We start from the raw sequence: 23,491 nt of genomic DNA, 5'->3' as shown, positions 1-23,491 counted from the left end.
CGATATGAAAAAGCTTTTACTCATTATTCTTTTATGTTCTGGTACCCTGGCTTACGCACAACAGGTTTATGTGGAGACAGGAAGGAACACCTCTCATTTTAAGTTTCAGAATAACCAAGGGGAGGAGTTGGAAAACCTTCAGTCCAAAACCAAAAGTTATGTTGGTGCTGGTTATAAACATTCATTATATAAGGGATTGTCCCTAACAACCGGGCTTTCCTATAACAGCTATGGAGCTATCGGCAGTGATGATGTCGTCGGCAATTTCTTCGAATGGGATATCGATTATTTAGGGTTTAATCTTGGTTTGGATTATGACTTTTCGATTACCGAAGATGTGTCTTTCTATGTAATTGCCACGGTAAATGCGGAGTGGATGGTAGATGGGGTACAAACTATTAACGATCAGGTATTCAATGTAAAGGATATTGAAGAATTTAACGATATCGCGATGTTTTTTAGGAGCGGAGGGGGAGTCCGTTTCAATATATCTGAAAAAGCCCAAATCTACGCTCAATATCTCTACGGCTCTGGACTGGCGCTGGATGATGAAAACAATTCAGCTACTACCGAATTGCGAATTAATGTTCATTCGTTGGGCGTGGGGGTTATTGTAGATATCCCTTGCCGTAAAAAAGAAGAAACTCCGGTGGAAGGAACCACCACTAACGAAACACAAAACTAGAAGTCATGAAAAAACCACTTCTTTTATTTATCATATCTATGATTTCCTTGGCTACCTATGCCCAAACAGATGGTCTACATTACCAAGCAGTCATCATAGATCCAAATGTGCAGGAATTGCCCGGGAATAATGCTACAGGAAATATATTGCCCAATACCGATGTCACCTTACGATTTACCATTTTCAATGCTGCCGGCAGTCGCGAGTATACAGAAATTCAGAACACGCGTACCGATGCATATGGTTTAGTAAATGTAATCATTGGCCAAGGGCAACCCCAAGGAGCGAATTTGTTTACGGAAATCTTCTGGGATGGCACCCGCAAAGACCTGAAGGTCGAAATTCAATTCGATGGTCGCTTTACCGACCTGAGTAGCCAGTCATTAACGTTTATACCGTACGCCTTTCATAGGGATATTATTGCTACGGGGACGATGAATGTAGATGGCAACGTATTCTTTGGAGGCAACTTGGTGGTCGAAGGTACTACAGATTTGAACGATCGCCTATCTGTAAATAATGAAAGTCCCACACAACTGTCTGGATCACTTACTGTAGATGGAGCTACTAATCTAAATAATACACTTGACGTAAATAATGAAAGCCCAACGCATCTTACAGGGATATTAAATGTTGACTTGGAAACACAGTTAAGAAGCACTTTGGAAGTAGACGGTGCTACGGTTTTGAATGATAATTTAAGAGTAGAAGGTGCTACAGATTTGAACAGCACCTTGGATGTTGATGGTGCGACCAATTTGAACAGTACCCTCGAAGTAGATGGTGCCACTCGACTTAATAGTACACTAGCGGTGCAGGATGCTACGGAACTAAATAGCACATTAGACGTTGATGGTGCCACCACCATTAACAATACACTGGATGTCACCAATGCAAGCCCAACTCGGCTTACCGGGACACTTACCGTAGACGGGGTAACTAATTTAAATGACGACGTAAACATTAATAACAATAGTTCCTTGAACGTGTCAGGAGATTTGGTGGTGCAAGGAACCACCTTATTTGAAGATGATCTTACGGTAGATGGGGATACCAATTTGAATGGAATCCTTAATGTGAATAATAACAGTCCCACAAACCTATCCGGAACATTGAACGTTACCGATGCCACTACATTGGGAAGTTCATTGGCTGTAGACGGGCCGACCAATTTGGAAAGCGAACTTAATGTAAATAACCAAAGCCCAACAAATCTATCGGGAAGTCTTACGGTAGACTTGGGGACAGAACTAAATAGTAGTCTTTCAGTAAATAATGGGAGCCCTACTTTCCTTTCGGGAACATTGGATGTGGATGGAGCAATGAACTTGAATAACAACCTTACCGTTAACGGGGTAACCAACCTAAACAGCTTTGTCTTCGTCAATAACGGCGCACCTACCAATTTGTCCGGACGTTTAAATGTAAGCGGTGACACCGATATGGACGGCACTTTAATTGTTGACGGAACAACCACATTAAATGAAGGCTTAACCGTTGCCAATGGAAGGGAAACCTATTTAACAGGAACCATGGTAGTAGATGGAGAATCTACACTCAATAATTCCCTTGAAGTAACCAATCAAAGTCCTACCAATCTTACAGGGACACTTACTGTTGATGAAGCGACCGCACTTAACAATAGTCTGGATGTTACAAATGCTTCCCCCACAAACCTTACAGGCACTTTAAATGTTGATGGGGTGACCACCTTGAACAATAATTTGGATGTCCTAAATGGATCCGATACAAAATTAACCGGAGCTTTAACCGTGGATGGAACCACCGATTTAAATAATAATCTATCCGTGCTTAACGGGAGTGAGACTAATTTAAGTGGTGTTTTAAATGTCACTGGAGAAACCACCTTGGGGAATACCTTAACGGTTGCCGGAGCTACAACTGTAAATAATGACCTCACTGTTACAGGAAATACATTTTTAGGAAACCTTAATACAGAAACCATAAACATTGTTAGCGATAACCCTGGAGCCATTGCAACCTTTAACAACACTAATACGGGGAATGGAGACGGAATCATAATTAAGTTAGGAAAGTTTCACGGAGCCTACCGAGAGGATACAAATACCATAGTGAACGACTTTCCAAACCCTATCATAAACACTTCCCAAGCATCGGGAAGTATATACAAAGATGGGTTCGACTTTATCCAAGGTAAACTGCAGAATGGTGGAACGATAGACGTGAATAGTGTATTGGCAGAGCTGCCAGGTTTTGCCAAAACGGCTGCCATTAATTACATATCCAATTTTGTGTTTCAGCGCATGAATGCACCGACCAATCAGGGCGGGATGGGATTACCAATACCATTTCCAAACCTCACAGTACCGTCTACCAATATAATTCCAGACTCTCCACCTGTTTTTGGGGGATACGACATTCCTTTTGTTGGGGTGAGTATTCCTGAATGGGATATTCCAAGGGTAGATTTACCCAACATACCTATCCCCATACCACTGCCGGATTTGTCAAATTATTTACCTGCATTAAGTCCTACGCTCCCGGTTAGTGGTTTTGCAAACATCGCTGTTCCCGATGTTCCATTCACCACAGACTCTGGATATCCATTTCAAAACACACTTACCAAGGAAAATGAGTATGTCACCTTCTTGGATGTAGACGACAGAAAAACGGGAACCATCCGCGCCCAATCCATGGAGGATTTTGTAAACAACACTGTCCTAGACAATTTGTATGTGCTCAATGTACTTTCCGGTTTTGTGGGGGTAGATCCAGCAGATGTGGCAGCAACAGGAGGTGTTTATATCACCAACTTCATTGATGAATTGAACAAAGTTGGGGTAGAATATTCCTCTGGGAATGGAGATTATGCGGAATGGCTGGAACGTAAAGACCCAATGGAATACCTTACCACTGGAGATATCGTAGCAGTAGAAGGAGGGAAAATCACCAAAGACCTTTCTAACGTAGAACAGATCATGGTGGTTTCACATAGACCCATTGTACTCGGTAACATTCCCGAAGAAGGAAAAGAACACTTAGGAAACAATATTGCATTCATGGGGCAAGTCCCCGTGAAAGTTATGGGGCCTGTAAACACAGGAGATTATATAGTTGCCCACCCTACATTGCCCGGATACGGACAAGCAAAGTCCCAAGCTGAAATGACCGCAGAGGATTTTAAACTATCCGTAGGTCGCTCTTGGGAACAAAACTTAAATGAGGGTCCAAAAATGGTAAATACCGTAGTAGGGGTCCACAATGGAGACTGGGTTTCCATTATGAAAAAGATGCAGCAAAAGCAAAGAGCATACGAAGAACAGTTCAAGGCCATAGAAGCCAAGGTGAATGCCTTAGACAAAAAAGCCAACGATTTACTAGAAAACAATCGCTAATCTACCAATTATGAAACATCTTTTATACATATGGATTTTTCTTTTGGGGATGGGAGCATATGCCCAGACGGACGGTCTAACCTATCAGGCGATTATTCTAGATCCCAATATTCAGGAATTGCCAGGGGTTAACGCCTCTGGAAATATATTGCCCAATGCCCAGGTAACCCTGAGGTTTACGATATTTTCCCAGGATGGTAGTGTAGCTTATAAAGAGCAACATCAAACCCAAACAGATGCAGATGGGATGATCAACTTGGTCATAGGTCAAGGAGAACAGATAAGCCAAAATGCCTTCACAAATATTCGATGGGTAGGCACGCGCAAGGATCTTATGGTAGAAATTAATTTGGGAGATCGATTCAATGAGCTAAGTACTCAAACCCTGACCTTTGTGCCTTTTGCTTTTCACCGTGATATTATTGCCACGGGTAATCTTAATGCCGAAGGCGACATTCTTTTTGGAGAAAATTTGGTGGTGAACGGAACCGCCAATCTTAATAGCTCCCTAAATGTAAATAATGAAAGCGCTACCCAACTTTCCGGAAGTCTAAGCGTAACTGGAGCCACACAATTAAATAATTCCTTGGATGTCAACAATCAACAAAGAACCCGTTTTACGGGAACCTTAGAGGTAGATGGGGACACTCATTTTGGCGATCGCTTGGGTGTTGCAGATGCTACCCAATTAAATAGCACACTGCAAGTAGAAGGAAGTACCCGATTAAGAAGCACATTGGATGTGGAAGGGACGACTCGTCTAAGGGATCGACTTATCGTAGATGAAGCGGTTCTGCTTAATAGTACACTAACTGTAGAAGATGCCACGATTTTAAGAAGAACATTAGATGTAGACGGCGCAACAACCCTAAATAATGCACTTAGGGTAGATAATCAGAGGGCTACTACATTATCCGGTGATTTGACTGTAGATGGTGTATCCGATTTCAATTCGAATGTACTGGTAAATAATGCGAGCAACGTAAATGTTTCTGGCGATATGACCATTGGTGGGGATACGGTTTTACAACAAGACGTAACTGTAGAAGGAGATACAAACCTTAATAGTTCACTTTCGGTAAATAATGGGAACCCTACTTCGTTAAGTGGAATACTTGCGGTTGAAGGTCAGACTTCTATGGGAAGTGAACTTTTAACCCAAGGCACTTCCGATTTAAACAACTTACTTCGCGTCAACAATGGAAGCGATACTTATCTATCGGGAACGCTATCGGTAGGCTTGGCCACCCAGCTCAACGGAAGACTCATGGTGTTAAATGGAAGCCCCACCTATCTTTCGGGATCCTTAAATGTGAATGGGGAAATTGAATTTGGCGACAATCTAACGGTTGAAGGAATCACTAACTTTAACGATGAGCTTAATGTGTTGAATGGTGCTTTGGTAACCTTATCGGGGGACTTGGATGTAGAAGGGAATACTGCTTTAGGTGGTAATTTAGATGTTTTTAATGCAACCACGTTAAATGATAACCTTACCGTTACCAATTCGGAACCTACATCGTTCACAGGTCCGCTCGAAATAGATGGAGCCACCACTTTGAACAATGCCCTTGAGGTAACAGGACAATCTCCATCTTCCTTAAACGGAACCTTATCGGTAGATGAGGCAACAGTGTTGAACGCGTCATTGGATGTTTTGAATGGGAGCCCTTCTGCCTTAACGGGAACGTTGACCGTAGATGAAAGTACTTCGTTGCAGGCCAATCTTGATGTTACCAATGGAAGCAGCACCTTCCTTTCTGGAAATGTAGCGGTAGAGGAAGCAACAGATCTTAATGCCTTGAATGTAAACAACAGCGCCGAAACGGAACTGACTGGAATACTCACTGTTGCCGAAGCAACTACCCTTAACGATATTCTCACCGTAAACAATGCAACAACGCTTAATAATGATTTAACCGTTACAGGGTCTACTAGCCTGACTAACTTAACCTCATCGGGGATTTCGGTCTCCAGTGACAACCCTAATGCTGTTGCCACATTCGTGAACACGAACACCCAGAACGGAAAGGGAATCACGATTAAGTTGGGCAAAAATCATGGAGCTTGGGATGGGAGTACCATAGTACAAGTACCCAACCCAACACTGGCAGATCTCGATGACCCACAAGGTACTTACTACACAGAATTTCAGTTCCTGAAGGCAAAGCTTCAAAACCCAGGACCAATTACGTTCAACGAGGCCATTTCTTTGGCACCCGATGTAATTGACCAGATGGCTAGGAATAACATTCAGAACCAAACGTTTACCTTAATCAATAACAATTTAGGACTGCCAAAGGCATTTCCAGACCTTAATATGCCAGGAAGGCTTTTGTCTAATGAGATACAATTCTATGGAGGAAATGATCCTCAATGTTCTGGGCAATACTGCTATAGTGTCTGCTTTCCCTTTGCTGGTTGTATTAGGGTTTGTATTCCACCAATCAATATATGTATTCCTAGAATTCCAAGAATTGCCTTTCCCGGGATAACAGTCCCAACCATACCATTAAGCAGAAACTTGCCCTCGGGTCCACCCATACCTAATCCGGCCAATTATTTTCCAGCGTTGGGAATTAATTTTCCAACGGGGAATGTACCTCAATTCAATATCCCGAATATTCCAAACCTTTTCAATGATCCCTTAACCAAAGAAAACGAGTATATGAAATTTGTCGATAAGGATGATCGAATGACGGGGGTAATAAGGGCACAATCTACGTCGGACTTTATAGATAATACGGCACTAGATAACCTATACGTGCTCAATGTGCTGTCTAATTTTATAGGCGTAGATATAGTCGAAGGTGAGGTGGCAGGAACAGTTGCCCTTGTAAATTATATTGACGAATTTAATAAGTTAGGGGTAGAGTATTCCTCGGGCAATGGAGATTATGCAGAGTGGTTGGAGCGAATAGATCATAAAGAGCGAATCACCTTCGGAGATATTGTGGCAGTTAAAGGAGGAAAAATAACAAAAGACTTACAGGATGCGGAGCAGGTAATGGTGGCTTCCCATCACCCCATTATTCAAGGGAACGCTGCAGAAGCAGGTCAAGAGCATTTAGGGAATAATGTGGCCTTTGTCGGTCAAGTACCCGTAAAAGTCATGGGACCTGTCCGTTCTGGCGATTATATAGTTGCCTCCTTCGATATAAGTGGCTATGGAGTCGCAAAATCTGAAGATGAAATGAAACTGGACGATTATACCTTTGCCGTGGGTCGTTCGTGGGAAAACAACCTGAGTGAAGGGCCTAAATTGATTAATGTAGTGGTTGGGGTGAAGAATGGAGATTTCAGCACAGCCATGAAAGAACTTGAAAAAGATCAAAAGCAGTTGGAGGCCAAAGTGGAAGGCCTTGAAGCACGGTTGCTTCGAATAACTCAAAAACTTAAGACTGTTGAACAAAAGGAAGAGACCTATGCGAGCCATTAAAAACAGCATTACACAGGTATTTGCAATACTAATAGTTTCTGGTTTAATAGCCCAAGAATCTCAAGGTGTGCCCGTTTACACCAAAGAGCAAGTTGAAAAGATAGTGTCGCAAAAGGACTCCTATGCCGACTGGATTGAATCGCTACAAGAACCCGGAGTAAAGGTAGAAGGGGATAAAATGATTTTTAGTAAGGAGGCCCAAAAATTAATGAATGATGAGTCTTATCGTGCAAGCGTATACAAGTCGTATACCTTCGAAGATGTAAGGGAGAGTATTGCTAAAAATGAAATACAGAAATCGTTTTGGCAAATGATTTACCTGTACCCGGATCATAAAGAAGCCGTGTTACAGTATATCTACGCCTATGATAAAGCTGTTCCATCAGACAAAATTGTTTCGGCAGCTTTTTATACCTATGCTTTTTTCGACCCCTCCATAACGAACATAAAGGAAGGTAAGCCAGAGGTGATGCGCCCAGATATTTTTGAAGAGTACCTGAGAAGAACTCAAGAAATCATTAAGTATATAGAGTATTTCCGGACGGAGCAAAAGAAGATTAAATCCTAAGGTTTCATTTTCAACTATCAACCAAGGAAAAAGCCCTCACTTTTAGTTAAGTAGAGGGCTTGTTTTTTAAAAGGGATGACAACTTAATATCCAAAATCCTCTTTAATTTTATCTGCCTTATCCAACATAAGGTCGGTGGTTATGAAGTCTACTTCTTCCTTGTCGAAAGCCCCTTGAAAAATACGCATCGCCTTTTTGGGTTCCCCTACCTCTTCATAATATCGCCCAAGGTAATAATCGCCTAAATTGGTGTCTGGGTATTGTTTTTTGGCCATAGATGCAATTTCGCGAAGAGAGTCCCACTGTTTTCTTTTTTCGCTAGCCTTGGCAGTAGCTAAGAAATCATTGACACGAATGGGGTTCGTAAGGCCAAAAAGGTCTTCAATCGTTTTGTATTTATCGATAAGGTACTGATGAATTGGCATTTCAGTTGTCATCAAAATATCTTTGTAGTCCTGTTTGGAAATAGGGCGGTAGACCGAAAAAATCTTTTCCATAGCAGAGGGTATGGCCCTTGCCACTAAGGAATAGTGTGTAGCCCCTTCGAAATTATCGAAGTAGTACGAAAACTTTTCGGACTTTAAGGGGCTTAATTTTTTGTTGAGGTCTTCGGTTATTTCCATTAAATCCTGAATATCATCTGTGCCTGTGGCCAGATAATAGAACAACTTAGATTCAATATTTGGGATACGTTGTGGAAGTCGCTCATCTAGCATGGGAGCTAAATCAGGACTTAGGTTTATATAACCATTGAACAATGGTGGGTCTTTGAATAAATAATAATTGATGAAGTTAGCCGTGAAGTCATGGCCTACGGCTATCGTAAATTTCGCAGTACGGTAACTACTGTCTATATAAGGAATTAACTCCAATCCAATGAACTCAAAAAAGTCCGCACCAGTTTCTGCCGGCATAAAATTAGTGTCGTCGTAGTTGCAATCGTCATAACGTTTATCCCCTTGCATAATACCCACTACGATCGCCTCAGGCATATCTTCCCAATAACCGAAATAATCTACATTTCCCGCAACGGGTTCGAATAGGTAATTCGCATCCAATACGAGAACAATGGGGTAGGACTTGTCTAGGTTTTCTTCATAATCCCTTGGCAATTGAATTTTCAATCTACGCGGTTCCTCCAATTTAAGTGAGGTGAATTCTTCATAGATGATTTTAGATTGGGACAGTCCTGAAAAAGTAAGTAGTAAGCCAATTACAGGTAGTAGGATTCGTTTCATGTTCGGTAATGATTTAGGAGGGTAAGATAGTAAATTTTGAAAAGTGACGGTGAGAGAGAAACCCTAAAGCTTATCCCTATTGTAAATGGGAAGGAATATAAAAGAAAGTACTCCAAAAAGCAGTATAGCGGCAATATTGGAAGTCCATACGATCCATCCAAAAGCGGTTCCGAGTGTTTCCGGGATGCCAAATACCAAAAGAATACCCATAATAGCAGCAGGATAAGTGCCAAATCCACTATTCGTAAAGGCGAAGGCAAAACTTCCGACCACAAACGTAATGATCACAGTACCTAAGCTTATTTCCGAAGTATCTGGTAGTGCTTGGGTAGCCGTATAGAATGAAAGGATATAAAGCCCCCAAATAAACAAACTATGCAGTATAAATGGACCTTTTTTTCTCATGGTAGCTACACTAAGGACCCCATCTTTAAGGCCTGAGATCAATTTCTTAATCTTCAAACTTAATGGGCTCTTCGAATATTTCATGAAAAGCAAAAAGAGAATGCCCAAGACAGCCAATACCAAAAGTAGTAGGCCAATTTTACGGACAGGAACAATTTCCTTGAGATAGGCAAACAAAGTGTCAAATTCCAACAAAAGGGCGATCAACGTGAATAGGAACAACAGGAGAAGATCTACAATCCGTTCCGATATTATGGTGCCAAAACCCTTGTCGAAGGGGACCTTTTCATATTTACTAAGTACTACTGCCCTCGAAACTTCACCACTTTTAGGAATAAAGATGTTCATAAGGTAAGCAATGGAAACGGCCATGAAATTATTCAACAATTTCGGTTTAAAGCCCAAAGGCTCCAACATAAAATTCCAACGATAGGCACGCACTAAATGACTGAATACGCTCAAGAATACAGCAAGGGCTACAATCCAGTAATTGGCATTTTTAAAATGAAATAACACCTGTTCTTTCTGTTCTGGAGTAAACTTTCCAAAAATGAACCAAATAAGGAATATCCCAAGGGCCAATGGGATTGAAATCTGAAGGAATTTAGAAAGGGATTTATTCAAACTAAATGAGTAAGTTATTTTCCTCATTAGGGAATACCAGTGCAGGCTTAAATTCCTTTGCCTCCTCTACACTCATAATCGCATATGTAATAAGGATAAGAATGTCTCCTGGGGCAACTTTGCGCGCAGCGGCACCATTTAAAGTGATTTCACCACTATTCCTTGGGCCCGGAATGGCATAGGTCTCTAGGCGTTCACCATTATTGTTATTTACAATTTGCACTTTTTCGCCCTCCACAATATTGGCGGCGTCCATAAGATCCTCATCTATGGTAATACTGCCAATATAATTGAGATCGGCACCTGTTACCTTTACCCTGTGAATCTTAGATTTTACTACATGAATTTGCATGGTGCAAAGATACGATTATGATTTTAGTTTTTTAAAAGCGCGAATTATATTTTGGCAAGTTGCATATTATCAATAAGTCTTATTTCCCCTGCATATGCGGCCACAAAAGCACGGTACTCATTTCCCTTTCTCTTGCGTACCGCAGTCTTTAAGGTTTCAATGTTGGCAATCTCAAAATATTCCAACTCCAGGTGCGGACTTTCAGCAAATGCTTTCTCGGCCATTAGTTGAAGTGTAGGAATACTTTCCTGTGCGAACAATGATTGTATTTTTTTAAGGGTATGGTAAATAAGATCTGCTTTCTCAAATTGTTTTGGCGTTAACCTTTGGTTGCGCGAGCTCATCGCCAATCCATGGGATTCCCTCAAGATGGGGCACCCTACAATGGTCAAAGGGAGTGTTTCAATTTCGACAAGACGGCGAACAATTTGTAGTTGTTGAAAGTCTTTTTCCCCAAAATAGGCCCTATCTGGCCCTATGGCCCTAAATAATAGATTCAATACGGTTCCAACACCATCAAAATGCCCGCTTCGGTATTTTCCTTCCATGGCATGTTCCAAACCACCGAAACGGTAGTTCTTTGATTCGACCTTACTACCATAGAGGTCTTCCACATCTGGAGCGTAGATTACTATATTGCCTTTTAATCCTGAAAGCAATTGGGCATCTGCTTCGAGCGTACGGGGATATTTTTTGAGATCTGAAGGGTTATCGAACTGCGTTGGATTCACAAAAATGCTAACAACCACAATGGCGTTTTCTGAAAGTGCTTTTTCCACTAGGGAAAGATGTCCCTTGTGAAGCGCTCCCATGGTAGGAACAAACCCTATGGACTGTTTTTTTTGAGTGTAAGAATCAAGTTCTTGACGTAACGTCTTTTTGTGATGATAGATCATAATGGAATGAAATCGAGCAAAATTAAGATATAAAGCGCAATCTGCATAAATTTTCGTAATTTTGCACATTCTATAAATAAGCCTATAAATAATAGAATTTATGAAAGATAAAAGAGTCTTGTATGTGTCTTCAGAAGTAATTCCATATCTTCCAGAGACCGAGATTTCTTCCATGTCGTTTGAAGCACCAAGGATGGTTAATGGCAATGGTGGCCAAATCCGAATTTTCATGCCTCGATATGGTAATATTAATGAACGTCGCCATCAACTTCATGAGGTAATTCGACTTTCTGGAATGAATTTGGTCATAAATGACCTAGACATGCCCTTAATCATTAAGGTGGCTTCCATTCCAAAAGAGCGCATGCAGGTATATTTTATAGACAATGAAGATTACTTTAAGCGTAAGGCTACTTATGCAGATGAAGACGGAAACTTCTATAAGGATAATGATGAGCGAGCCATCTTTTTTGCCAAAGGGGTTATTGAAACCGTTAAAAAGCTTAACTGGTCTCCAGATATTATCCACGTGCATGGTTGGCTAGCTTCTTTCTTGCCTTTGTACCTAAGGACCTATTACGGTAACGAACCACTCTTTGAGAATAGTAAAATTGTTACTTCATTATACAATCAAGGCTTTGCCGATTCGTTAAATAAGGAACTGATCAACAAAATTAAGTTTGATGAAATCTCGGAGGATAAGATTGCACATCTTTCAAACCCGGATTACTTCAACGTGATGAAAACGGCCATGGATAATAGCGATGCTGTAATTGTAGCATCCAATGATATTTCTCCAGATTTCGAAGCGTATCTTAAAAATCTCGAAAAACCAGTGTTAAAATATCATAATAAAGAAGAAGTTGAACAGGCTTATTTAGATTTTTACCAGACAAAAGTTCTGGATTAATACCATTTCGAAGTATGAATATGAAGAACCTATTACTCAAGTTTGGAGTAATTTTCACCCTAATCGTTGCCCTAGCATCTTGCGAAGAAGATTTTAGTACGGTAGATACAGATATTATTGGACAAAACTTTACAACACCAGATACGGTGATGGATGTGGTGTCCTATAGTACTGCGCTCAACGGAGTGCAAACCAATGGTCTAATTGCTTATCAACTTGGAATATACAATGACCCAGTGTATGGGCAGTCCAAGGCGGACTTCTTAGGGCAGGTGCGAATGGTCTCACCAGATCCTAACTTTCCCCATGATACATTGTCCCCAACCATAGAAAAGGTAGTGCTGTACATTCCTTACTTTTCAAGTTCTACCACTTCAGATGATGTCACGACTTTCACTTTAGATTCCATTTATGGGGAAACACCCATGAGGGTATCGGTATACGAGTCTAATTATCTATTAAGGAACTTAGATCCAGATTCTGGTTTTGAAGAGGCACAACAATATTTTTCAGATCAGGCGAACGATTTCGATCCTGAATTGGGAGAGTTATTGGTGCAGATGGATGATTTTGTGCCTTCAGATCAGGCACACGAATTGATTTTTGAAAGTACCGAAGACACCCTAACATTAGATCCTGGGTTGCTAATGGAATTACCAACTACCTTCTTTCAAGAAAAAATATTCGATAGGGAAGGGCAGCCGGAGTTATTAACCAATAATAATTTCACCGAGTTTTTCCGAGGGTTATATATAAAGGTAGAAGAAATGCAATCTGGGGATAACCTGTTTATTTTCAATGATCAGGAAATGGCCCTTACCATGCATTACACTTCGGAGACAACCACTCTGGACGAAAATGGAAATCAGGAAACAGATGATGACGGGGAGATTATTCGTGTGCGCAGTGAGTTTGAAATGAATTTCAGTGGGATTAATGTTAATGTATTCGACACGAATGTGCCACCCGGAATTATGGCCCAATTAACAAGTCCAGATACCCAGAACGGGGAAGAAAAACTGTACGTTAGGGGAGGCGACGGAATTGTTACCATGATCAATCTATTTGGAGGTGATGAAGATGGCAATGGAGTTGAAGATCTGGAAGACCTGAGAAATGAAGATTGGATCATTAATGAAGCCAACCTTATCTTTTATGTCGATCAGTCTCTAATTCCAGGTGGATCGAAGGAACCTGAAAGACTTATTATCTATGAAACCAAGAACCAGAGGGTTTTGGCAGATTATACAATAGACCTTACTTCGGGTAATTCGCCGGTAAATGCTTATACCTCGCATTTGGGGCGTTTGGAACGAGGCTCGGACAATATTGGGGATTTCTACAAAGTAAGAATCACAACGCATTTGAGCAATCTTATAAATAGGGACTCAATAAATGTTCCTTTGGCGCTTATGGTTTCGCAAAATGTAAGTCAGTTAGACTTTCAAGATTTGCGCAATCCCATCGAATTGGATGCATCGGACCCTGAAAATATAATTTCCCTAGAGAGTTTACCGAACACTTCAATTTCTTCGCAGGAAGGAACCGTGTTGCATGGAAATAGATCCCCAAATCAAGAAAAAAGACTTAGACTTCAGATTTTTTACACCGTACCCGAATAACCTAACAACAAATTTATGTGTGGAATCGTAGGATATATAGGAGAAAGAGAAGCTTACCCTATTATTTTAAATGGGCTCAAGCGCCTAGAATATAGGGGCTATGATAGTGCTGGTGTAGCATTGTACGATGGTACACACATTCAGGTTTCCAAAACCAAAGGTAAGGTAGCCGATTTGGAGTCGAGGGTACATTCTGAAATTTCAACTACCGGAAAACTGGGAATCGGTCACACCCGTTGGGCAACGCATGGAGTTCCTAACGACATCAACTCACATCCACATTATTCCAATAGTGGAGATCTGGTAATTATTCACAATGGTATTATCGAAAATTATGCTTCCATAAAGCAAGCTTTGATAAACCGTGGATATACGTTTACCAGTGATACCGACACAGAGGTTTTGGTAAACCTTATCGAGGAGATAAAGAAACAGGAAAACGTAAAATTAGGAAAAGCGGTACAAATAGCTTTAAACCAAGTGGTTGGAGCTTATGCTATAGCTCTTTTCGATAGAAATAAGCCCAATGAAATTGTAGTGGCCAAATTGGGAAGTCCCTTGGCTATCGGTATAGGAGATGATGAATTCTTCGTGGCAAGTGATGCCACTCCCTTTATAGAATTTACGAATAATGCGATCTACCTTGAAGACGAGGAGATGGCGATAATTAGCAAGAAAAAAGGGGTAAAGGTTCGAAAAATTAAGGATGATAGTCTCGTAGACCCATATATTCATGAACTTCAATTGAATTTGGAGCAAATTGAAAAGGGTGGGTACGATCACTTTATGTTGAAAGAGATCAACGAACAACCTACCGTAATTAAGGATACCTATAGAGGTCGTTTGTTAGCAGACCAAGGAATTATTAAGTTGGGCGGACTTGAAGATCACATCCAAAAATTCCTGAATGCGGACCGTATTATTATCGTTGCCTGCGGAACCTCTTGGCATGCCGGTTTGGTTGCCGAGTATATTTTTGAAGATTGGGCCCGAATTCCGGTTGAAGTAGAGTATGCTTCAGAATTTAGGTATCGAAACCCAGTCATTGGTGAGAAAGATGTGGTCATTGCCATTTCCCAAAGTGGGGAAACAGCAGATACCTTGGCCGCCATAAAACTGGCTAAACAACGAGGTGCATTTGTATACGGGGTGTGCAATGTGGTTGGATCCTCAATTTCAAGGGAAACGCACAGCGGAACCTATACGCATGCTGGACCGGAAATTGGAGTGGCATCTACTAAGGCATTTACTACGCAGATAACCGTATTAACAATGATCGCACTGCGATTGGCGAACGAAAAGGGAACGATCTCCAAAAGGGATTATATGAACCACCTTCGCGAATTGGAGATGATCCCATCGCACGTGGCAGGAGCCCTAAAGAGTGAACCGAAGATTAAGGAAATTGCCGAGGTGTTCATGGGAGCGGCCAACTTCTTGTATTTGGGAAGGGGTTACAATTTCCCCGTAGCATTAGAAGGAGCCTTAAAGCTTAAAGAAATATCCTATATCCATGCAGAGGGGTATCCAGCTGCCGAAATGAAACACGGTCCCATTGCCCTGATCGATGAGCAGATGCCCGTTGTAGTTATTGCCGTAAATAGTAACCACTACGAAAAGGTGGTGAGCAATATTGAGGAAATAAAGGCTAGAAAAGGGAAAATTATTGCGGTGGTCACCGAAGGGGATACTGTGGTAAAAGGCTTGGCAGACTTTGTTATGGAAGTTCCTAAAACCCCTGAAACCCTTAGCCCGTTAGTAACGACCATTCCGTTACAGCTGTTGTCTTATCATATTGCCGTAATGTTGGGCAAAAATGTGGATCAGCCACGTAATTTAGCCAAGAGCGTTACGGTAGAGTAATTCCAAAAATTACATTCAAAATTTTACTTCATTCCGTTGCATTTTTGCAACAGAAAAACCTATCTTTGCACCGATTTTTAGGAGTGGCATTTTCCATTCCTAACAGTACTAAAAAATAAACACTTAGAAATGTCACAAGTTACAGGAAAAGTTGCACAGATTATTGGACCGGTAGTAGACGTTGCGTTTGCCACAGGAACAGAACTTCCGAAAATTTACGATTCACTAGAAGTACAAAACAATGGAGTAACATTGGTACTGGAGGTACAATCACACATTGGTGAGAATACCGTACGTACTATTTCCATGGACTCTACAGATGGTTTAAGCCGTGGTGTAGATGCTGTTGCAACAGGAGCGCCTATCCAAATGCCAATTGGTGAGGATATTTATGGGCGTCTTTTCAATGTAATCGGAGATGCGATCGATGGTATTGGAAACCTTCCGAAAGCCGGAAATGATGGTCTTCCAATTCACCGTGAAGCACCTAAGTTTGAAGATCTATCAACTTCTACTGAAGTTTTATTTACAGGGATCAAAGTAATCGACCTTATCGAGCCTTATGCAAAGGGAGGTAAGATTGGATTGTTTGGTGGTGCCGGGGTAGGTAAAACGGTATTGATTCAGGAGTTGATTAACAATATTGCAAAGGGACACGGTGGTTTGTCTGTATTTGCTGGAGTAGGAGAACGAACTCGTGAAGGAAACGATTTGCTTCGTGAGATGTTGGAATCCGGAATTATTAAGTATGGAGACGACTTCTTGCACTCTATGGAAGAAGGAGGATGGGATTTATCCAAGGTGGATAAAGCCGTAATGAAAGAATCGAAAGCAACATTCGTATTCGGACAGATGAACGAACCTCCTGGAGCCCGTGCACGTGTGGCACTATCTGGATTGACCATTGCTGAGTATTTCCGTGATGGAGCCGGAGATGGACAAGGGAAAGATGTGCTTTTCTTCGTAGATAATATCTTCCGATTTACACAAGCTGGTTCTGAGGTGTCTGCACTTCTAGGACGTATGCCATCTGCGGTAGGATATCAGCCAACATTGGCAACAGAGATGGGAACCATGCAGGAGCGTATTACTTCTACAAAGAAAGGATCCATTACTTCGGTACAAGCGGTTTACGTACCTGCGGATGATTTAACTGACCCTGCACCGGCGACAACGTTTGCTCACTTAGATGCAACTACTGTATTATCCCGTAAGATTGCTGAGCTTGGTATCTATCCTGCGGTAGACCCATTGGATTCTACCTCTCGAATCTTGACAGCAGATATCCTAGGAAATGAGCACTATGATTGTGCGCAGCGAGTAAAAGAGCTTTTACAGCGTTATAAGGAATTACAGGACATCATCGCGATTTTAGGGATGGAAGAATTGTCCGAAGAAGATAAATTGGCGGTAGGACGTGCACGTCGTGTACAACGTTTCCTTTCCCAACCTTTCCACGTAGCAGAGCAGTTTACGGGAATCCCAGGATGTTTGGTAGATATTAAAGATACCATCAAAGGATTTAATATGATCATGGACGGTGAGTTAGATCACCTTCCAGAAGCTGCCTTCAACTTGAAAGGAACCATCGAAGAAGCGATGGAAGCTGGTGAGAAAATGCTTGCAGAAGCATAAAATAGATTTGAGATATGAGTATTAAGGCTCACCTTAATTACACTCATTACTCAAAACTCATTACTTAATACGAACAATATGTACTTAGAAATAGTAACTCCTGAAGCATCCCTAGTGAGCGGTGACGTAGAAAGCGTAACAGTTCCAGGTATGAATGGGGAATTCCAAATGTTGAATGGTCACGCACCAGTGGTTTCCTTGTTAGGAGAGGGAAAAGTGAAATTTGCAGGAAATCCGACTATAGCTGAAGGTTTCGAAAACAAATTCACTCAGGCAGACGGAAAATGGATATTGGAAATCAACAGTGGTACTGTTCAAATGAGTGACAACAAAGTGATTGTATTGGCCGATTAGGTCGGTGGCCGAGTGGTCGTGTCGAAGACACGGATGTATCGAGGCCACAAAAGCACATCATTTCAATATACGAATCCCGAATTCCGAAAGGAGTTCGGGATTTTTGTATTATTGTCATAATGGTAAAATCAACGGGCTACATTCATAAAATAAAAGGCAGTATATCCTACGGCAGACGATTTCTATCCTTTTTATTCTTAATGCTCGCCTTTTTTCTAATCGTTTATGGTTTTGCCGTGCCTTACATATTCGAGGATTATGACCCAACAGCCTACAATCCTATCGCAGGTTTCTTTGTCGCCACAATTCCCTTTTTTGCAGGTTTTGTAATAGGAACCAAAATAAGCGTACATGTAAATGTTTCACAAAAACACATTAGTATAATTAAAAGTGTAGCTGGGGTTGTTTTTGAAAGATCAATTATCAAGTATGAGCGGCTGGAGTATGTTTCAGTATTCCGCAATTATACCGAGTACTATGAAGGCCGATTATTTTATGATGACAATAACTACATTAACCTATTCGAAATAAGAAAGGAACAAAAGGCATTGGCCAAGGTAAATGGAATAAGTGATGCTCTTTCCATTCCTGTGCATAATTTGATTATCGATGAATATTGGAAGGATAAGAAAGCACCACACGTATCTCCAGAAAATCGTCAGATAAGCGCTTATTTTAGTGAAGGACAACGACCCTTTTGGCAAAATATGTTGGCTCTACTATTATTTGGAGCGGCATTGTTAGGGGTGTTCCTTCTCGTCGATCTTTGGGTAAAAAACGATTATGAGCTGGAAAAAGGATTGCTATTAATGGGATATACTGTCTGTATGTTGGCTGGATTGGCGGCGATGCTTTTTTTGGTAAGGGATTACCTGATCGACTTTAAAAATGGACAGTATAAAGTAACTTATAGAATAGGACCTATAGAATATGGCCGCTGGATGCTTATTAGAAATTACGAATATGTTTCATTACATGAAAATACCGACGGCATGTATAGAATACATTTTGGATATAACAAAGACAAATTTTTCAAATTAGGAAAGTATGGAGCGTATACACAGGCTTTGAAAATGGGGAAGAGACTTGCCTTAAAATTTAATGTTGACCTTATAGATACCACTGCTCCCATTGGACATAGAAGAATAAAAAAGGAAACCATCGATCTTTCCTCTATATGAATGAATAACCTTATGTATTAAGCTTTTCTTTAAATTTTCAATTGATTTTCGCAACCATGCAACCCATCATTTATGAAATGTCTTTAACCATGTAAACGCTAAAAGACAAACTATATACAGAGTGCAAATAGTACTAAAGTGTACCAAATTGAGTCCGCCATTCCAATTCTTAATCAGCAATTTGGTAACTTAGTAGGCTTAACCTCCTAAGCCGTAATATTGTATGTCTAATACTCTGTCTATTGCCCATAAAGAGCCGGGGATGTTTGAGGAAACCCGATTCGAAAAAATCCACAATGTTATTTTCAATTCTTCGTTGGAAGCTTCCATATTGGTAGCTCAAGAAATAGCTCAGCTCATACGTGAAAAACAACAAAATGGAGAACCTTGTGTTCTCGGCTTGGCTACAGGGTCCTCTCCTATAAAGGTATACGAAGAATTAGTTCGTATGCATCGTGAGGAAGGCTTGAGCTTCTCCAATGTATTTACGTTCAATCTAGATGAATATTATGGGATGGAAAGAACGAACATTCAGAGTTATTACTATTTCATGCACGAACACCTGTTCGATCATATCGATATTCCTCCGGAAAATGTTCATATCCCGGATGGCAAAGTGGCACTAGAAAACCTACGGCAGTATTGTTTGGACTACGAAGCCAAAATAAAGGCTTTGGGGGGATTGGATTTTCAATTACTCGGAATAGGAAGAACGGGTCATATTGGTTTCAATGAGCCAGGTTCTCATAAAAATTCCGGGACCCGTATCATTACGTTACATCACGTAACACGATTGGATGCTGCTCCTGCTTTTTTGGGAATAGACAATGTTCCAAGAAAGGCAATTACCATGGGGATAGGAACCACCAAAAGTGCAAAGCGTATCGTGTTATTGGCCTGGGGTAGCAATAAGGCCGAAATAATAAAGGAAACAATAGAAGGAGAGATTACTTCCCATGTTCCCGCAACTTATCTTCAGGATCATAGGAATACCTCTTTTGTAATGGATACGGCAGCTTCTTCGGAACTAACAAGGATAAAAACCCCTTGGGTAGTAACTTCCTGCCAATGGGATAAGGCCATGCAATTAAAGGCTGTTGTATGGCTAAGTGAATTGCTAGATAAATCCATATTAACGCTTACCAATAAGGATTATGCCGATCATGGTCTTGCTGATTTATTGACGGAGATAGGCTCAGCGTACGACCTCAATATTGAAATGTTCAATAGACTACAGCACACCATTACCGGTTGGCCCGGTGGAAAGCCTAAGGCCGATGACACTTCTCGGCCCGAAAGAGCCAGGCCTGCGAAGAAAAAGGTTCTTATTTTTAGCCCACACCCAGATGACGATGTAATCTCTATGGGCGGTACCCTTGATCGATTAATTGAACAAGGACATGATGTCCATATAGCTTATCAGACCTCTGGAAATATTGCTGTTTCTGATGATGAGGCGTTGAAATTTGCGAAAATTGCGCAAGACTTGAATTCAACATCTGATACGATATACAGCATCATACAATTTTTGACGAATAAAGAAGAAAATGCTGTAGATAGTTTAGAGGTTCGAAAATTGAAAGGACTTATTAGGAGAAACGAATGTTACCTAGCGGCTAAATATTTGGGCCTTGGGGAGGAAAAACTTCATTTCATGGATTTACCATTTTACGAAACAGGTACCATAAAGAAGAATAACCTTTCCGAGGATGATATCGACCTCATGTGCCAACTTATTGATGAAGTGAAACCACATCAGATCTATGCTGCGGGAGATTTAGCAGATCCACACGGCACCCATAAAGTATGTTTGGATGCCTTATTTGAAGCCTTAGACCGTCTTAGGACCAATGAGTATATGAAAGACTGTTGGGTATGGCTTTATAGGGGCGCATGGCAAGAATGGGAGCCTTATGAAATTGAAATGGCGGTTCCAATGAGTCCAGATCAAGTATTAAAAAAGCGGCATGCTATATTTTACCATCAATCGCAGAAGGATGGAGTCATGTTTCAAGGAAATGATACTCGGGAGTTCTGGGTTCGGGTGGAGGACCGCAATCGTCTTACCGCGTCCAAATACAATCAATTAGGTCTGGCAGATTATGCCGCCATTGAAGCATTTAAAAGATATCATTTCTAATTAGGAAAATGCAATCAACTCCCAATCTCGGCCATCGAAATGATAGGAGTATATCGTTTCGAAGCCAATGGCAAGGTGCGCATTTAATGAGCGTTCGTTTTTACGATCCACTTCAGTAATGATACAAGAAAATGGTGGCACCACGAATTCTTTCATGGATTCGTATAACTTTCGGAAAATTCCACGTTTTCTGTAGGCTCTATCTATGCATACTTGTCCCATAACCATGTAGTTGGCATAGTCTTTTTTTTGTGAAATGGCTTTGTCAATTTCGGTAAACATAGGAACAAGGACTTCTATTTCTTTTCCAAATTTGGGATGCATAGAAAGGGCATAGCCCACGACTTTATCCCCATCTTTGGCAATGGTATGTGGGCAGGCATCATTCATGCGCTTTAAGAGATCGAAATCATGATGAACGGTGACAAAACCTTCATTTAATCGTTCTTTTTCTGAAAGGGATTGTGGCAAATTCTGTTGTTGCAATGCTAAAATTTGCTCCAATTCAGAAGTTTCGGTACAACGGCAATAGGTGATCATTGTTAGCAGATTGTTCTGTCAATATACGGTAACAATTCATATTATTCAATACAAAAAGCGTATTCCAGGGAATACGCTTTTCTTATAGTTGATGGTTGTAAAAGTTTATTGAACGGCTTGAAGTGCGTCTATGTTTCCGTAGCCATAATTATTGCTCGGGTTGTTGTATAATTCTGCAGATTGTCTCAGCTTTTGAAGAACTTGTGCTCGGCTCCAACCAGGATTTCTGGCCCAAACCAAGGCAGCTATACCAGCCGTTGTGGCTGTGGCAACCGAAGATCCTCCTACATAATCATCATCACCCGCATAAAAACCTAAGGTCACACCAGTACGACTCGTGCTGTTTTGTCGCTCCATAACAACAGTAAATTCAATTTGGGAGCCGTCGTGGCAATTGTCGCATTGCTGATAGACTCCAGCACCCAAATCCCTGATTCCGGTAACGGCAACGCACTCGCTCATATTGGCGGGAAAAATAACGGGATACCAGTTGGTCCATGAGGTCGAAGTTCCTCCAGCGGCAAATAGCAGTTTGCCTCTGTTGTGGGCATAGCGAACAGCATCTCGAACATTCCCGATACTCCAGGGATAGCCAATGGACATGGAAATTATTTTTACATCGCTTCTGTTTGCCAAGGCTTTTAAAGCATTAGATACTCCCTTTCGCTCATGATAATCGTTAAGCACTACATCTGCCGTTCCACGATAGGAAACAAGATTACAGTTGTAGGCTACACCCAATGCTTGCTGATCGTTATTCCTTGGTGCCGATAGGGTAGCTGCCATGGATGTTCCATGTCCGCATTTGTCATCTGGACCATCTACATTATTGCTCCACCACCATGGGGAGTCTATATACGTTCCATATTTTTCAACAGTTCGGCTCGATACGGAGCCATCGGTATTGAATTGATTTCCCAGCTTGGGTTGATGGGGAGAAAGTCCCGTATCAATTACGCCAACGGTGATTCCCTGCCCGGTACTTTGTGCCCAGGCTTGTGGAATATTGTGGCGATCGAAAGTCCAGGAAACATAAGCTCCTGGGGATACTACTGAATAATCACCGGAGTTTAAATTTGAACCAGACATATCACACCCTGCACTCCTTTGGGCAGGCCCTTCTTTGGTTTTCATTTCGTAAAAGGAATATGCATTGGGCTCGAGATAACGGATATAATCCATGTTTCTCAATGCTTCAACAGTAGCATAGGACATAATTTCAACGTCCATATAATTAAAGGTATCATCTTCCAGGACCTTTAAGGCTTTTCTATTCGTTCCGGAGGTTGCGGTAATGACATCTAGGATGTTGTTCTTAATGTCTGAAAATTGATCACTGCCTTTCTCCCGAAAACTCATGCCTTGGGGTCCATAGCCGATGGTCAACATTTCTTCTCCGTGTACAGCGGCACTCCAAAGAACTTGGGTTGTGGCATTTTGCCAATCGAAATATCCTTGGGTCTCAAAAGATCGGTCAATAAATTCGTTAATCTCCTCAATACTAAGAAGGCGCATTTCGTCATTTGTGTTGGCTGTTAAATCTGAAGAAGAGTCTAAAACTGCCGGATCTTCTTGGCTACAGGATCCTAACAAAAGTAAGGCACAGGCCCATAGAGGTACTAATTTTTTCATGTTGATGGTTTTTAGGTTTATTGATTGTTA

17 protein-coding genes are annotated in these 23,491 nt (G+C 41.2%); 11 read left to right on the top strand and 6 right to left on the bottom strand.

What is annotated here, in order from left to right; translation table 11 throughout:
- Nucleotides 1-4 precede the first annotated feature (4 nt).
- From AC6JAD_RS04600 to AC6JAD_RS04585, 4 genes are read left to right on the top strand one after another with little or no spacing between them, the layout of a single operon-like run.
- Nucleotides 5-685 carry an outer membrane beta-barrel protein gene (locus tag AC6JAD_RS04600; protein WP_461302314.1) on the top strand — a complete coding sequence of 227 codons (681 nt, stop codon included), beginning with the start codon at nt 5-7 and terminating at the stop codon, nt 683-685.
- Between the two features lie 5 nt (nt 686-690).
- Nucleotides 691-4,062, top strand: coding sequence for an autotransporter outer membrane beta-barrel domain-containing protein (locus tag AC6JAD_RS04595; protein WP_461302315.1), 3,372 nt, complete (start codon nt 691-693; stop codon nt 4,060-4,062).
- A gap of 10 nt (nt 4,063-4,072) precedes the next feature.
- Complete coding sequence (locus tag AC6JAD_RS04590; RefSeq protein WP_461302316.1) at nt 4,073-7,501, top strand: hypothetical protein; 3,429 nt, start codon at nt 4,073-4,075, stop codon at nt 7,499-7,501.
- Nucleotides 7,488-8,069 carry a hypothetical protein gene (locus AC6JAD_RS04585; protein WP_461302317.1) on the top strand — a complete coding sequence of 194 codons (582 nt, stop codon included), beginning with the start codon at nt 7,488-7,490 and terminating at the stop codon, nt 8,067-8,069. The genes AC6JAD_RS04590 and AC6JAD_RS04585 overlap by 14 nt, the downstream gene beginning before the upstream one ends.
- An 83-nt stretch (nt 8,070-8,152) precedes the next feature.
- Here the strand turns inward: AC6JAD_RS04585 and AC6JAD_RS04580 are convergent, their stop codons facing one another.
- The 4 genes from AC6JAD_RS04580 to panC all read right to left on the bottom strand — a co-directional run bounded on the left by AC6JAD_RS04580 (nt 8,153) and on the right by panC (nt 11,584).
- Nucleotides 8,153-9,307 (bottom strand): alpha/beta hydrolase, encoded by a 1,155-nt coding sequence (locus tag AC6JAD_RS04580; RefSeq protein ID WP_461302318.1) that lies wholly within the window; start codon nt 9,305-9,307, stop codon nt 8,153-8,155.
- Between the two features lie 63 nt (nt 9,308-9,370).
- Entirely contained in the window at nt 9,371-10,336 is a 966-nt protein-coding gene (locus AC6JAD_RS04575) for a lysylphosphatidylglycerol synthase transmembrane domain-containing protein (protein WP_461302319.1), read from the bottom strand.
- Nucleotide 10,337: 1 nt separating this feature from the next.
- Nucleotides 10,338-10,688: an aspartate 1-decarboxylase gene (gene panD / locus AC6JAD_RS04570; protein WP_461302320.1), complete on the bottom strand. Its 351-nt coding sequence runs from the start codon at nt 10,686-10,688 to the stop codon at nt 10,338-10,340.
- Between the two features lie 44 nt (nt 10,689-10,732).
- On the bottom strand, nt 10,733-11,584 hold the full coding sequence (gene panC / locus AC6JAD_RS04565; RefSeq protein ID WP_461302321.1) for a pantoate--beta-alanine ligase: 852 nt from the start codon (nt 11,582-11,584) through the stop codon (nt 10,733-10,735).
- Nucleotides 11,585-11,684: 100 nt separating this feature from the next.
- On the opposite strand from panC, the gene AC6JAD_RS04560 reads away from it, so the two are divergent.
- From AC6JAD_RS04560 to nagB, 7 genes are all read left to right on the top strand, one after another.
- Nucleotides 11,685-12,494: a glycogen/starch synthase gene (locus tag AC6JAD_RS04560; RefSeq protein ID WP_461302322.1), complete on the top strand. Its 810-nt coding sequence runs from the start codon at nt 11,685-11,687 to the stop codon at nt 12,492-12,494.
- A 20-nt stretch (nt 12,495-12,514) separates the two neighbouring features.
- A complete protein-coding gene (gene bamH / locus AC6JAD_RS04555) occupies nt 12,515-14,116 on the top strand; it encodes a BamH family beta-barrel-assembly machinery protein (protein WP_461302323.1) in 1,602 nt (533 codons plus the stop codon).
- 15 nt (nt 14,117-14,131) lie between these two features.
- On the top strand, nt 14,132-15,979 hold the full coding sequence (gene glmS, locus AC6JAD_RS04550) for a glutamine--fructose-6-phosphate transaminase (isomerizing) (RefSeq protein WP_461302324.1): 1,848 nt from the start codon (nt 14,132-14,134) through the stop codon (nt 15,977-15,979).
- A 129-nt stretch (nt 15,980-16,108) separates the two neighbouring features.
- Entirely contained in the window at nt 16,109-17,614 is a 1,506-nt protein-coding gene (gene atpD / locus AC6JAD_RS04545) for a F0F1 ATP synthase subunit beta (protein WP_461302325.1), read from the top strand.
- Between the two features lie 78 nt (nt 17,615-17,692).
- Nucleotides 17,693-17,968: a FoF1 ATP synthase subunit delta/epsilon gene (locus AC6JAD_RS04540; RefSeq protein WP_461302326.1), complete on the top strand. Its 276-nt coding sequence runs from the start codon at nt 17,693-17,695 to the stop codon at nt 17,966-17,968.
- 119 nt (nt 17,969-18,087) lie between these two features.
- Nucleotides 18,088-19,149 carry a hypothetical protein gene (locus AC6JAD_RS04535; RefSeq protein WP_461302327.1) on the top strand — a complete coding sequence of 354 codons (1,062 nt, stop codon included), beginning with the start codon at nt 18,088-18,090 and terminating at the stop codon, nt 19,147-19,149.
- A gap of 223 nt (nt 19,150-19,372) precedes the next feature.
- Nucleotides 19,373-21,289, top strand: a complete 1,917-nt coding sequence (gene nagB / locus AC6JAD_RS04530; protein ID WP_461302328.1) for a glucosamine-6-phosphate deaminase — start codon at nt 19,373-19,375, stop codon at nt 21,287-21,289.
- Here nagB and AC6JAD_RS04525 read toward each other — a convergent pair whose 3' ends face one another.
- Complete coding sequence (locus AC6JAD_RS04525; protein WP_461302329.1) at nt 21,290-21,829, bottom strand: GNAT family N-acetyltransferase; 540 nt, start codon at nt 21,827-21,829, stop codon at nt 21,290-21,292.
- 105 nt (nt 21,830-21,934) lie between these two features.
- The gene (locus AC6JAD_RS04520) at nt 21,935-23,461 is read right to left on the bottom strand and encodes a S8 family peptidase (RefSeq protein WP_461302330.1); all 1,527 of its coding nucleotides are present in this window, start codon (nt 23,459-23,461) and stop codon (nt 21,935-21,937) included.
- Nucleotides 23,462-23,491: the final 30 nt, after the last annotated feature.

It is taken from the genome of Aureisphaera sp. (genome assembly GCF_059726885.1).
Note: the sequence above shows the minus strand (reverse complement) of the source record. Positions and strands in the feature narration are given on the sequence as shown.

Bases quoted from the DNA above. Each gene is read 5' to 3' on its own strand.
- AC6JAD_RS04600 (WP_461302314.1), top strand. From the start codon at position 5: ATGAAAAAGCTTTTACTCATTATTCTTTTATGTTCTGGTACCCTGGCT.
- AC6JAD_RS04595 (WP_461302315.1), top strand. From the start codon at position 691: ATGAAAAAACCACTTCTTTTATTTATCATATCTATGATTTCCTTGGCT.
- AC6JAD_RS04590 (WP_461302316.1), top strand. From the start codon at position 4,073: ATGAAACATCTTTTATACATATGGATTTTTCTTTTGGGGATGGGAGCA.
- AC6JAD_RS04585 (WP_461302317.1), top strand. From the start codon at position 7,488: ATGCGAGCCATTAAAAACAGCATTACACAGGTATTTGCAATACTAATA.
- AC6JAD_RS04580 (WP_461302318.1), bottom strand. From the start codon at position 9,307: ATGAAACGAATCCTACTACCTGTAATTGGCTTACTACTTACTTTTTCA.
- panD (WP_461302320.1), bottom strand. From the start codon at position 10,688: ATGCAAATTCATGTAGTAAAATCTAAGATTCACAGGGTAAAGGTAACA.
- panC (WP_461302321.1), bottom strand. From the start codon at position 11,584: ATGATCTATCATCACAAAAAGACGTTACGTCAAGAACTTGATTCTTAC.
- AC6JAD_RS04560 (WP_461302322.1), top strand. From the start codon at position 11,685: ATGAAAGATAAAAGAGTCTTGTATGTGTCTTCAGAAGTAATTCCATAT.
- bamH (WP_461302323.1), top strand. From the start codon at position 12,515: ATGAAGAACCTATTACTCAAGTTTGGAGTAATTTTCACCCTAATCGTT.
- glmS (WP_461302324.1), top strand. From the start codon at position 14,132: ATGTGTGGAATCGTAGGATATATAGGAGAAAGAGAAGCTTACCCTATT.
- atpD (WP_461302325.1), top strand. From the start codon at position 16,109: ATGTCACAAGTTACAGGAAAAGTTGCACAGATTATTGGACCGGTAGTA.
- AC6JAD_RS04540 (WP_461302326.1), top strand. From the start codon at position 17,693: ATGTACTTAGAAATAGTAACTCCTGAAGCATCCCTAGTGAGCGGTGAC.
- AC6JAD_RS04535 (WP_461302327.1), top strand. From the start codon at position 18,088: ATGGTAAAATCAACGGGCTACATTCATAAAATAAAAGGCAGTATATCC.
- nagB (WP_461302328.1), top strand. From the start codon at position 19,373: ATGTCTAATACTCTGTCTATTGCCCATAAAGAGCCGGGGATGTTTGAG.
- AC6JAD_RS04525 (WP_461302329.1), bottom strand. From the start codon at position 21,829: ATGATCACCTATTGCCGTTGTACCGAAACTTCTGAATTGGAGCAAATT.
- AC6JAD_RS04520 (WP_461302330.1), bottom strand. From the start codon at position 23,461: ATGAAAAAATTAGTACCTCTATGGGCCTGTGCCTTACTTTTGTTAGGA.